This window comes from Clostridium sp., assembly GCF_036643715.1.
GTDB lineage: Bacteria > Bacillota > Clostridia > Clostridiales > Clostridiaceae > Clostridium.
This window is the reverse complement of the sequence record NZ_JAVXRL010000009.1, coordinates 59,589-73,399: the sequence shown is the minus strand read 5'-3', so window position 1 is coordinate 73,399 and position 13,811 is coordinate 59,589. Positions and strand designations below refer to the sequence as shown.

General features: G+C 27.1%; 11 protein-coding genes. All 11 read left to right on the top strand.

Annotated features, from left to right (window positions below; all coding sequences use genetic code 11):
* The coding region (gene polA / locus RSF37_RS04610) for a DNA polymerase I (protein WP_332563223.1) at positions 1 to 1,289 on the top strand (1,289 nt) is incomplete at its 5' end.
* 15 nt (positions 1,290 to 1,304) lie between these two features.
* Positions 1,305 to 1,904, top strand: coding sequence for a dephospho-CoA kinase (gene coaE, locus RSF37_RS04605; RefSeq protein ID WP_332563222.1), 600 nt, complete (start codon positions 1,305 to 1,307; stop codon positions 1,902 to 1,904).
* Positions 1,905 to 1,918: 14 nt separating this feature from the next.
* Positions 1,919 to 2,461: a lytic transglycosylase domain-containing protein gene (locus tag RSF37_RS04600; protein ID WP_332563221.1), complete on the top strand. Its 543-nt coding sequence runs from the start codon at positions 1,919 to 1,921 to the stop codon at positions 2,459 to 2,461.
* A gap of 79 nt (positions 2,462 to 2,540) precedes the next feature.
* Entirely contained in the window at positions 2,541 to 3,668 is a 1,128-nt protein-coding gene (locus RSF37_RS04595; protein ID WP_332563220.1) for a glycosyl hydrolase family 8, read from the top strand.
* A 180-nt stretch (positions 3,669 to 3,848) separates the two neighbouring features.
* Positions 3,849 to 6,005, top strand: coding sequence for a YhgE/Pip domain-containing protein (locus RSF37_RS04590; RefSeq protein WP_332563219.1), 2,157 nt, complete (start codon positions 3,849 to 3,851; stop codon positions 6,003 to 6,005).
* 94 nt (positions 6,006 to 6,099) lie between these two features.
* Positions 6,100 to 7,020: an alpha/beta hydrolase gene (locus RSF37_RS04585; protein ID WP_332563218.1), complete on the top strand. Its 921-nt coding sequence runs from the start codon at positions 6,100 to 6,102 to the stop codon at positions 7,018 to 7,020.
* A gap of 113 nt (positions 7,021 to 7,133) precedes the next feature.
* The gene (gene ptsG, locus RSF37_RS04580; protein ID WP_332563217.1) at positions 7,134 to 9,167 is read left to right on the top strand and encodes a glucose-specific PTS transporter subunit IIBC; all 2,034 of its coding nucleotides are present in this window, start codon (positions 7,134 to 7,136) and stop codon (positions 9,165 to 9,167) included.
* A gap of 127 nt (positions 9,168 to 9,294) precedes the next feature.
* A complete protein-coding gene (locus RSF37_RS04575; RefSeq protein ID WP_332563216.1) occupies positions 9,295 to 11,223 on the top strand; it encodes a sensor histidine kinase in 1,929 nt (642 codons plus the stop codon).
* A gap of 61 nt (positions 11,224 to 11,284) precedes the next feature.
* Positions 11,285 to 11,764 (top strand): hypothetical protein, encoded by a 480-nt coding sequence (locus RSF37_RS04570; RefSeq protein WP_332563215.1) that lies wholly within the window; start codon positions 11,285 to 11,287, stop codon positions 11,762 to 11,764.
* A gap of 199 nt (positions 11,765 to 11,963) precedes the next feature.
* Positions 11,964 to 13,232 carry a sensor histidine kinase gene (locus tag RSF37_RS04565; protein ID WP_332563214.1) on the top strand — a complete coding sequence of 423 codons (1,269 nt, stop codon included), beginning with the start codon at positions 11,964 to 11,966 and terminating at the stop codon, positions 13,230 to 13,232.
* 63 nt (positions 13,233 to 13,295) lie between these two features.
* Positions 13,296 to 13,796 carry a TspO/MBR family protein gene (locus tag RSF37_RS04560; protein ID WP_332563213.1) on the top strand — a complete coding sequence of 167 codons (501 nt, stop codon included), beginning with the start codon at positions 13,296 to 13,298 and terminating at the stop codon, positions 13,794 to 13,796.
* The last annotated feature ends 15 nt before the right edge of the window (positions 13,797 to 13,811 follow it).

Genomic DNA, 13,811 nt, shown 5'->3' with positions numbered 1-13,811 from the left:
TAATTGAAGGTGCAACATATTTAAAAAGAGTTTTTGATATCCTTACAAAGAAAATTAAAGAAGAGGATATGGAGGAGTTATATTATAATATAGAACATCCGTTAATATATGTGTTAGCTAATATGGAAAATGAAGGTTTCAAAATTGATACTGTAATGCTTGATGAACTTCAAAAGAAATTTAAGAATGAAATTGGAATTGTTGAAGCAGAGATATATGAGATGGCTGATGAAAAGTTTAACATAAATTCTCCAAAGCAACTTGGAAAAATTTTATTTGAAAAATTAGATTTACCAGTTATAAAGAAAACAAAAACTGGATATTCAACAAATGCAGATGTTTTAGATAAACTTCGTGATAAACATCCTATAATAGATAAAATAACATATTACAGACAGATAGCAAAGATTAACTCAACATATGTTGAAGGAATGAAAGTACTAATTGATGATGATACATGTATTCATACTAGCTTTAATCAGACTGTAACAACTACAGGAAGGTTATCAAGTACTGAACCTAATCTTCAAAATATTCCTATAAGATACGAAATGGGAAGAGAAATAAGAAAAATATTTATAACAAAAGAGAATACTGATAAGCTTTTATCTTGTGACTATTCACAAATAGAACTTAGAGTATTAGCTCATATGAGTGGCGATGAGAATATGATAAATGCATTTAATCATCACAGTGATATTCATACAAAGACCGCATCAGAAGTGTTTAATGTTGCAATAGATGAAGTTACTCCTTTATTGCGTTCAAGAGCAAAGGCTGTAAACTTTGGGATAGTTTATGGTATAAGTGATTTCTCACTTGCACAAGACTTAAAGATTACAAAAAAAGAAGCGTCAGAATATATGAGTATTTATTTTGATAGATATCCTAAAATAAAGGAATATTTAGATAAAACAGTAGCTGATGCTAAGGAAACAGGATATGTTACTACAATACTTAATAGAAAAAGATTTATACCAGAGATAAAATCTTCAAATAAGATAGTTAAATCATTAGGAGAAAGACTTGCTATGAATGCACCTATTCAAGGAAGTGCAGCTGATATTATAAAAATAGCAATGATTAATGTCTATAATAGATTATCTAAAGAGAAATTAAAGAGCACACTTTTACTTCAAGTACATGATGAACTTATATTAAATGTTAAAGAAGATGAAGTTGATATAATAGATAAGTTAGTTGTTGAAGAAATGGAAAATGTAATGAAGCTTAGTGTTCCATTAGATGTGGATGCTAACTTTGGAGATACATGGTATAACACAAAATAAAGGGGGAGTAGTATCATGATAAGAATTGGGCTTACTGGTGGTATAGGTACAGGGAAAAGCACAATATCTTTGATGCTTAAAGACGCAGGGTTTAAAATAATTGATGCAGATATTATAGCAAGGGATGTTCTTAAAAAATATCCAGAGATATTAGAGCGAGTAAGAATTGATTTTGGAGAGGGCTTTTTTGATTGGAGAGGCGAATTTAGAAGAAAAGAATTTGGAAATCATATTTTTAGATTTCCAAAGCAAAGAGTTAAATATGAAAATATAATTCTCCCATATATAAAAAATGAGATAAGTTTTCAAATTGAAAATTTTGAAAAGAGTGGAGAAAAATTAGTAATTATAGATGCGCCAACTTTAATCGAAACAAAGCTTCATGAAGAGATGAACTTTGTAATAGTAGTCTATGCAGATAGCTCAACTCAAATTCAAAGGTTAAAAAACAGAGATAAACTTACAAATAATGATGCATTAAACAGAATAAATGCTCAGATGTCAGTTGAAAGGAAAAAGGAATTTGCTAATATACTAATAGATAATAGTAAAGATCTTATATATACTAAAGAACAAGTAGATGATTTCATAGATTTTGTAAGCAAAGTAATTTAGTGGGGAGCTTTAAAATGAAATTAAAAAAAATAGTAATTTGGATTATTGTTATATTCATAGCAGTAACTGGCGTAAAAATTGGAGTTAAAAAATATGCTTTCCCTTATAAACATAAGGAAATTGTTGATAAATATAGTAAAGAGTATAACTTAGACCCCTTATTCGTACTTTCTATAATGAAGGCAGAAAGTAAGTTTAATTCAAATGCACGTTCACATAAGGATGCAGTTGGTCTTATGCAAATTACTGATAGTACAGGAGAGTGGATTGCAGAGCAAATGGGAATAAAAAACTTTTCAAGTGATATGCTATATGATGAAAGTACTAATGTGAAAATGGCATGTTGGTATTTAAATAATCTATATAAAGAATTTAACGATAAAGATCTTGTAATATCGGCTTATAATGCTGGAAGAGGCAATGTAAACAAATGGCTTAAAGATAATGATTACTCAAAAGATGGTAAGAATATTCATTATATACCATTTCCAGAAACAAAAAATTATGTAGATAAGGTTAACGTATATTATAAGGTTTATAAATACTTATATGAATAAAATTGAAATAGGATAAATGAAGGGATGTTGCATTATTGTAACAATCCCTTTAATTTAGAGTAAGGGAGATGAATATGTTTTGAAGAAATTGAAATCCTCAACGTATGGTATATTATTTTTAGTTTTATTAGTAATTTTAATTGGAGTTAAGATTGGAATACCATATATTCTTCCTGTAGATAGCGGAGTTGTATTTAAAGATAATCCACCTAGTGAAAGAGAAGATATATTATTAAAATTTATAGATAATAAGATGACAGACAGTGATGGTGGTATAAAAACTAACTATAAAGATACTAAATCTGAAGGAGATATAACAAAAGGGCATACCGTTTTATCAGAATCAGAAGGGATGATGTTACTTTATTATCTAGAAAGAAATGATAAAGAAAATTTCAATAAAACATTAAGTTATATAGAAAATTATATGAAGCTTAAAGATAATTTAATTTCATGGAGAGTAGACGGCAAGGAAGAAGCAAAAACATCTGCAACTATTGATGACTTAAGAATAGTAAAAGCATTACTTTTAGCTGATGAGAGATGGGGAGGCTTTAAGTACAGAATTAAAGCAATTAGCATTTCCAGGGCAATAAATGAAAAGTTAATTGATGAAGATGTAATTAGTGATTTTTATGATGGTTATAATAAAAGTGATACAACAACACTTTGCTATTTAGATTTACCAACAATCAAATATTTAAGTAATATTGATTATAAGTGGAAAAAAGTATATGGGGAATCAAATAAAATCCTTCAAGGTGGATATATAAGTGATAATTTACCACTATATAAAAAGTCATATAATAGAAAGACTAAAGAGTATAACAAAGAAGAAGATGTTGATACATTATTATCACTTATAGTTATATTAAATAAAGCTGAAGTTTCAGAAGATGTATCAAAAAGTGTCAATTTTTTAAATAAAAAATTTGAAACTGATGGTGCTATATATGCAAAATATGATATAAAGACAGGCAATAAAAAATCTGATGTAGAATCTACTTCAATATATGCTTTACTAACTAGAATTGGAGAAAGAACAGGCAATACTGAACTTTATAATAAATCTTTAGAAAAATTGAAACAATTCCAAGTAATGGATAAAAAATCTGTTCTATATGGAGGTTTTGGAGATACTAAAACTTTAGATGTATATTCATTTGATAATTTGAATGCTCTACTTGCATATAGAAAAGAAGAATAATTAAAATACCACTTTAAATAATTATTTAAAGTGGTATTTTAATTATTTATTAATAGAGCATAATAAATATTGAGATATTTAATAAAATATGTACGTAAAAAATAATAAATTTAGTTAATGACTTTTAGTCATTAATTTGTTATAATCTATACATTAATAAAACTAAGGAAGGATTGCTGTATGAAGAATGTTTTTAAAATTTATAAGAGAGATATAAAAAAAATAGTAACAAATTGGGTTGCACTAGTAGTTGTAATAGGTCTTATAATACTACCATCTCTTTATGCATGGTTTAATATTAAATCATCATGGGATCCGTATGGTAATACAAAAGGGATTAAAGTAGCAGTAGTAAATGAAGACAAAGGTGCAAGTTATGGAGGAAAAGATTTAAACATAGGGGATGAATTAATTACTGAACTTTCAGAGAATGATAGTATTGGTTGGAACTTTGTAAATAAAGAGAAGGCTGATAAGGGAGTTAGGATGGGAGACTACTTTGCAAGTATAGTTATACCAGAGAATTTTTCAAATGATTTAATTTCTGTAACTTCAAAAAATATAAAGAAACCAAAACTTATATATACAGTAAATGAATCTTCAAATGCAGTTGCACCAAAAATTACAGATAAAGGCGTGCAGACTTTAAAACAACAAATAGATGATACCGTTGCAGATACAGTAAATAGTACAGTACTTAAAGTCTTAAATGGGGTAGGTCTTGAGTATGAAGGGTCAAGAGATAAAGTTAGAAAAGTTGTAGATTTAGTATACAAAATAGATGATAAGATGCCAGAAATTAATAAACTTATTGATGAAGCATATAATGGAACTATTACAGTAGATGAAATGATAGTTAAAATAAATAAAATTATTCCTAAGGTGGAGGATGCTCTTAATAAGACAAATACAGCTTTAGATAAGAGTAAAGATTTTATAAATAAATCACAAAAAGGATTCAATGATATCGCACCAATAGTAAAAGAAGATTTAATATTTGGAAGAGATTTATTAAATGGTTCTACTGAATTATTAAATAATGTTTCAGAAAAATATGATAAAGAAGCTTTATTAAAAGTACTAAATGGGGTAAATAACAAGTTAACATCTGTAGATAACACAATAAATACAGTTATAGATGTTTTAGAATCAATAAATAAGATAAGCAGTAAAGATAAACTAACACAAATTATAGATAGGCTTAAGAAAATAGAAAATAAAACTTCAACTTTAATTAATGATATTAATAAAGATATTGATTTAGTTAACAATAATGTAGTTCTTCAACCTGATACAATACAAAAGATAATAAATAGAATAAATGATATATCATCTGATTTAGGTGGAGTAATCGGAGATTATGATAGCCTAATTGTTCCAGGAATAAATGAAGCCTTAGATAAATTAAATTTATTTAGTGGTGATATTACTTCAATAATAAAGGATGCACAAGGTGTTATGCCAAATATTAAAGATACATTAGCACTTTTATCAAAGGGAACAAAACTTACAAATGAAGAACTTTTAAAAGTTAAAAAGAATATGCCAGACATACAAAAATCATTTGATAAGATGACAAAAGATTTAAAGAAATTAGATGACAAGAAAAATATAGATGAAGTATTAAAGATAATAACAGGAGACTGGAAGGAACAAAGTAGTTTCCTAACAAGTCCAGTGGATGTTCAAACTAATAGGTTATTCCCAGTACCAAACTATGGGTCTGCAATGTCACCATTTTATACAGTGCTATCTCTTTGGGTTGGTGGATTAATTTTAGTTTCAATATTAACAGTTAATGCAAAGAAATTTGATGATGGTAAAGAGCTAAAGAGTACAGAAGTATTCTTTGGAAAGTATTTAATATTCTTAACTATAGGAATATTACAAGGGGCCGTTGTTACACTTGGTGATATTTTCTTACTGAAAACTTATGTAGTACATCCAGCACTATTTGTGTTATTTGGAATGTTTACTAGTGTAATGTTTATAACTATAATTTATTCAACTGTATCAGTATTTGGTAATGTTGGTAAAGCAATATGTATAGTATTTTTAGTATTACAAGTTGCAGCATCAGGAGGAACATTCCCTGTAGAAGTTATGTCAAACTTCTTTAGAGGAATAAATCCAGGGCTTCCATTTAAATATGCAATTGATGCAATGAGAGGATTTGTTGGGGGTATAGTTCCAGAACTTATAGCAAGAGATATTAAGGTATTAGTTGCAATTGCACTAGGATTTATGATTATTGGAATATTCTTAAAGAAACCTATTAATAAAGGTAGTGAGAAATTCATTAAGAAGCTTAAATCAAGTGATATAGTAGAACATTAATATAAAAAAAAGAAACTGCTCAAAAAACTTTGACAGTTTCTTTTTTAATAAGGCATAATTTAAATATATATATGTATAGAAGGGATGGGTTGTTATGAATTTTAAATTTAAAGATAGTTTAGGAAAAGAAATTAATGTTTATAAATGGGTACCAGAAGAAGGAATAGAGATAAGAGGCGTAGTTCAAATTGCTCATGGAATGACGGAGACAGCACAGAGATATGAGTACTTTGCAAAAAAACTTAATGAAGATGGGTATATAGTATATGCAAATGACCATAGAGGACATGGATATACTGCAATAGATAAAGATGAACTTGGCTATATTGGCGAAGGTGATGGATTTTCATTAATGGTTGAAAATATAAAGGAATTAAACACTATAATAAGAGATGAAAATGAAGATTTAAAAATAATATTACTTGGGCATAGCATGGGATCATTTTTAAGTCAAAGGTATGCAGAATTATATAGTGATACAATTGATGCTCTAATATTATCAGGAAGCAATGGTAAACCAATGTGGATTACTAAAATCGGAATGATTATTGCTAAGGCTGAAATGAAGCTAAGAGGTGAAAAAGCAAGAAGTAAAATAATGGATATGCTATCTTTTGGAGATTTCAACAAGAAGTTTACTCCATCTAGGACAAAGTTTGATTGGATGTGTAGCGATGAAGAGGAAATAGAGAAGTATATTAATGATGATAGGTGCGGATTTATATGTTCTACATCATTTTATCATTATTTAATAAAAGGCCTTTGGACAATTCATAAAGAAGAAAATTTTAAAATGATAAGAAAAGATATTCCAATATATATATTTTCAGGTGATAAAGATCCAGTAGGATACTTTGGAACTGGAGTACTTGATCTTTATGATAGATATAAGGGTATTGGAATTAAAAATATTGAACATAAGATTTATGAAGATGGACGACATGAAATGTTAAATGAGGTTAATAAGGATGAAGTTATATATAATTTAAAAGTATGGCTTGATAAAACTGTATAGTATTCATAAAAGACGTAGCGCTTAATGCTACGTCTTTTTTTTAGTTAAATTATCCAGTGTAAATAAGGATAAATAAGGGGAAAATAACTTTGTTAAATGAAAGGAGAATTAAGATGGGTAAAAAGATTTTTGGAGTATTACAAAGAATTGGGAAGGCACTAATGCTACCAGTTGCATTATTACCAGCAGCAGGACTTTTATTAGCTTTTGGTAATCTATTTATGAATGAAGCATTACTTGTAAATGCTCCATTTATGAGAACAGAGTGGATTCAACTATTTGCAAATGTAATGGAACAATCCGGAGGAATAATTTTTGATAATTTACCTTTAATTTTTGCAGTTGGAGTTGCAATTGGATTATCAGATGGTGATGGGGTTGCCGGGCTTGCAGCTATTGTTGGATTCTTAATAATGAATGTCTCAATGGGAACATTTTTAGGAATAACATCAGATTTAATGGGTGATCCAATGTATGCAACTGTTATGGGAATACCAACTCTCCAGACGGGAGTGTTTGGTGGTATTATAATGGGGTTAATTGCAGCTAGTATGTATAATAAATTTTATAAAATTGAATTGCCACCTTATTTAGGATTTTTTGCAGGTAAAAGGTTTGTACCTATTGTAACTGCTGCACTTGGAGTAGTTATTGGTATTATTATGACATTTATTTGGCCACCTATACAAGAAGGATTATTTGCATTTTCAAGAGGAATGATTGATGCAAACCCAACTGTAGCATCATTCTTATTTGGTGTTATAGAAAGAGCTTTAATTCCATTTGGGTTACATCATATTTGGTATAATCCATTCTGGTATCAATTTGGAGAATATGTTGATAAAGCAGGCCAGCTTGTAATGGGAGATCAAAATATATTCTTTGCACAATTAAAGGATGGAGTTCCATTTACAGCTGGAACATTTATGGCAGGTAAGTTTCCGTTTATGATGTTTGGACTTCCGGCGGCAGCACTTGCTATTTATCAAGAAGCTAAGCCGCAACATAAAAAAGCTGTAGCTGGAATTATGGCATCAGCAGCTCTTACATCATTTTTAACAGGTATTACAGAGCCCCTTGAGTTTGCATTCTTATTTGTAGCGCCAGTACTATTTGCATTCCATTGTATAATGGCAGGTTTGTCGTTTATGACTATGCAGCTATTAAATGTAAAGATTGGTATGACTTTCTCAGGTGGGATTATAGACTTTATATTATTTGGAGTTATACCAAATAGAACTCCATGGTATTTAGCTATAGTAGTAGGTTTAATTTATGCGTGCATTTATTATGTTGTATTTAGAGCTTTAATTAGAAAATTTAATTTAAAGACACCAGGAAGAGAAGAGGATAGTGAAAATGTAAGCAAAGCTAATGTAAAAGGTGCAGCTCTTGCAGTAGAAGTTCTTAAAGCGCTTGGAGGAAAAGAAAATATAAGTAATTTAGATGCGTGTATAACAAGATTAAGAGTTATAGTGAATGATCTAGATAAAGTTAATAAAGAAGAACTTAAAAAATTAGGTGCATCAGGGGTAATGGAAGTTGGTAACAATATTCAAGCAATTTTTGGACCAAAATCAGATATTTTAAAAGGACAAATTAAAGATGTAATTGCAGGAAACGTTGTTACAGAAGAATTAGAAGATAAAGATGATATTAGGGAAATAAATAAAGATAGACTTAAAGATTTGCCAGAAGATATCCTATGCCCATTATCAGGTAATATAATAAAATTAGCAATGGTTCCAGATAAAGTTTTCGCAGAAAAGATGATGGGTGATGGATTTGCAATTGAACCAACAGGTAACACAGTAATTGCACCTGTTACTGGCGAAATAACATCATTATTTGCAACGAAGCATGCAATTGGAATTACAAGTGATAATGGACTTGAAATTTTAATTCATGTAGGCATGGATACAGTATCTTTAGGAGGGGAAGGAATTACTGCATTTATCAAGCAAGGAGATAGGGTAAAAGTTGGAGATAAACTTTTAGATGTAGATTTTGACCTTATAAAGGATAAAGTGCCATCAATAATTACTCCAATAGTATTTACTAATCTAACAGATAACGCAAAGATAAACTTTAATTATGGACCGGCAACTGACGGAAAAGATGTAGTTGCAACAATAATAAATAGATAAAAAGGAATAAAACACCTAACTATTATAAATTAGTTAGGTGTTTTTACATGGATAAAATTATACTTATTATAAAAACTTCACATATTAGGTAAAATAAAGTAAAATATTAAATATATAGGAGGGGTGTATGGGGTTTGAAGTAGAAATAAAAGACAATATATATATAAATAGATTTAAATATAGAAAAATAGTAGGTATTTTAGTAGCTATATATATAATAGCGGTAATATTAACTGGATTTAGTGGTGTTTTTTTCAATTACTTAATTAAAAGTTTTTATTTAATAGCATCATTTTGTATAGTTTTACTTACTTATTCAACTGCAAATGTAACAGAAGGGAAAATATTTAAAAAAATATCGATTATTTTTATAGTTGATATTGTTATAAATTTAAATTCGATAGTAAGAATAAATTCCAAGGTAGGTATTCTTAGGTGGGATGAGTATGATGTTATGCATCCATATACAATAAATGTTTTGTTTATACTTTCTATGGGATTTGTATTTAAGTATATAAACAATGAAAGAAGAAAAAGTATAATAGATGTATTTCAAATAATGATTATTATATATGTACTAGTTTTAATCGAAAATAATGACAGTAGAGTAGTTGCTTTTTTACTTTCTTCTATTATAATTTTTCTAGCTGTTTTTAAAAATTATAATAGAATTAAAAAGCATAAGCTTATACAAGAGGAGAATATTAATTATTTTTATATATTTCTTTTTATTATGGCAAGTTATGCTTTTTCATTATTCTTATCAATAATATTTACTAAGTTTATACATTTAAGAGGATTATGTAATTTTCTTTTCTTTATTGGATATTCAACAATGCTTCTATGTGTTATAGAGAAGATGTTGCATACTCCATATAAAAATTTATTTAAGGATTTATATGATAGTAGTGAAAAGTTAAATCTTACAAATAATATTATTATAATTAAAAATAATGAATTAGAAGAATCACATAAAGCTATAAGAAAAAATGAATTGATGTTTAAAGAATTTTTTAAAAGTATTCCTGTACCAATTATTATTTTAAGTGATGCAACACTTAGAATTATATATTCTAATAAAGCATTTTTAAAATTAGTTAAAGAAGAACGAATAAAAAAAATCATAAATAAAAAAGTATCTTCATTTATAAATTTAGAAGAAGAGATAATATTAAAAGATAGATTAGATATAAATAAAATTTATTGTGGAACAATTGGAGATGGTAAGCATAAGAAATATTTAAACTTAGATATAGTTGATTATAATAAAGAAAATGGGGAAATAATTTTACGGTTAACAGATATAACAACTATGATGGATATGAATTCAATAAAAGAAAGTATTGAGGAAAAGGTTTTTCAAGAGAGAATAAGGAGCGATTTTTTATCAAATATTAGTCATGATATTAAAACACCAATAAACGTTATATATTCTGCTCTCCAATTAGAACACATTTTCACTGAGAATGATGACATCGAGTCTTTAATAAAATACAATTCAATCTCGAAAAAGAATTGTTTAGCATTAATGAAACTTACAAATAATCTTATAGATAGTAGTAAGATACAACAAGATTATTTATATCCAACATTAGAAAAGGTTAATATAGTTACTTTTGTTGAAGAAATAATAGAAAGTTTAGTGTATTATGCAAAGGAGAAAGATATATCACTTATATTTGATACAAATAATGAGGATATTTTATTAGAAATAGATGAAAGTTTTATGCAAAGAATATTGTTAAATCTAATATCTAATTCAATAAAATTTACTCCTAAAAATGGATTAATACTTGTAAATGTTTTTGAAAATGAAAAGAATATAAAAATGATAATTGAAGATAATGGTATTGGAATGGACAAGCATTTTGTAAATAAAATTTTCGTAAAGTATGCAATGGGTCAAAATAACAATGAAATATCCGAAAAAGGTAGTGGGATTGGATTATTTGTTGTAAAAAAACTTGTAGAATTGCAAAATGGGTCTATTAAGATTGATAGTGAAGAGGGAAAAGGTACAAAGATAATAATAACTTTTAAGAAGGGGAGCGTTTAAAATAAAGCAGGGGCTTACTTTAAAATTAAATAAAAAAATTAATTATATAAGTATATCGATAATGATATTACTATTATTTATATCAGCATATTTATTTGCAGGACAATATTTATATTTTCATTTTGCTATAACTATTTTTTGTGCAACCTTTGGTATTTCAATAGCAATAGTAACTATAATAAGAAATACAGAAACTTACTATAAATATATTGGTATTGGATTTTTATTTGTTGGGACACTTGAATATATAAAAGTATTTTTTATTAAAATTATAGGATATGATTTGAAAAGTAGTTTTATAGGTATAATAGAAAACACTAATAAAAACTTGGAAGTCATTATAATAATAGTTGCTTTTATATGTTTAAAAAGGAAGTATAAAAATAAGGATACAATAATTATATATAGCATAATTACTGTATCTATAATAACATTTTATATAATTATATTTGACGTTAATATGTCAGAAGTATATTATAATAAAATACTCAATATGAATGATCGTAATATTAATCTCAATAGTAATGATTGTAAAGGATGAAAAAAATAAAATTAATTATACTTATATATATTCCTATTTATTGTTTATAACAATATACAATAGTATTAGCAATTTTATTTTCATTTCTGAAATTATTTTTGTATTAGCAGATGTTATAAAATATACTGCGTTTATTTGTATATATGAAGGAATAACAAAACATATCTTTAAAATAGTATATGAGAAAACTTTATATGAGGTGCAAGAGTCTAAAAGAAAAGAAAGTGAATTAAATAATAAACTAAGACAAAGAAACACGATATTAAAGGAACTTAGGGCTATTAATAGTAAAAGTGAAAAAAGATACTGTAATATAATTGAATCATTTAAAGACGGTGTACTTATATTTAAAATGGGAAGACTTATGTATATTAATAATGAAGGATTGTATATGTTAGGTCTAACTTATAAAGAGGAAATAATTAATAAGAGTTTTAAAAGTATATTGGATATAGTTATGGATGAACAAATGATAAATAAGAATGAACTAGTTGAAGAAAGTAATATTTGCTTATTAGATTTCAATGTTAATAAAAGGTACAAGTTTAAAAGTAAATTTGATAAAGATAAAGAACTTGAATTATATTTAGTGAAAAATAATGATAATAGGGAAATTGTGTATATAAGGGATATGACAGAAATAAATAAATACAATGAGATGCGAGAACGATATGAGGAGTATGTAAAACAAGAAGAGATAAAGAATAAATTTTATTCTAATATATCACATGAACTTCGAACTCCTATAAATTTAATAAATTCGGCATTAACTTTAAATGAGGTATATTTAAATGATAACAATATCGAATGTATTGGCAAAAACAATAAGGCTATAAGGCAAAATTGTTTAAGACTTATAAGAACTATAAATAATTTCATTGATACGAATAAGAGCACAGAAGGATATTTAAAGTTAAATAAGAAAAGATATAATATTGTTGAAGTAGTTGAAAATGCCACTATAGCAACAAAAAAGTATTTGGATAAGATAAATAATACGCTTATATTTGATGCAGCACTGGAGGAAATGTATTTAGCTTGTGATAGAGATATGATTGAGCGAGTTATGCTTAATTTATTATCTAATAGTGTTAAGTATGGTGAAAATGGTGGTAAGGTAAATGTTAATGTGTTTTTAAACAATTGTAATGCAACAATTGTAGTTAGAAATAATACAAGACCTATAATGAAAGAAGAAGAACCGTATATATTTGATAAATTTACAAAGCTTAACAAATCTTTATCTAGGGAAAAAGAAGGTAGTGGACTTGGGCTTTACTTAAGTAAAGCGATTGTAAAACTTCATAATGGAACTATTTATTATGAAGCAAGCAAAAAAGGGTGGAATAAATTCACTATAAATATTCCAATTGAAGATAATCTAGGTCAATATCCTAAAGGCGAAGAAGTAGAAATTATAAGCTTAGATAAGAAAGTTGATGTAGAGTTTTCAGATATTTATCTTTAAAGAATAATTACACTAAAATAAGTATATTAATAATATTGAAGAATTATACTTTGAGGTGAAATTATGAAAAATATATTTAAGGTCAATGGGAATTTTAAACTAATACCATTAATAATATCACTAGCAATACCACTTATAGGATCCTTTTTAGTTTCTATTGTTACGAAAGACTCGATGAAACTTTATGGAGAACTTAATTTACCAACATTTTATCCACCAGGATGGATATTTGGAGTAGTATGGCCAGTACTTTATATACTTATGGGAATAGCAGCTTATAGGATATATATGATAAAAAAATATGATAATAAAAGTAATGGTGCATTAGTACTTTATTGTATACAGCTTATTCTTAACTTAGCATGGCCTATAATTTTCTTTTATTTTAGATTGTATGGAATTGCTTGGATAGAGTTAGCTATACTTATATTAGTATTGATTGTAACTTTTATTAAGTTCTTTAAATTAGATAAGATTTCTGGGATATTATTAATACCATATATATTATGGTGCATATTTGCTCTATATTTAAACATATCAATATGGATGTTAAACGAAATGTAAGGCTTAGAAGTTTCT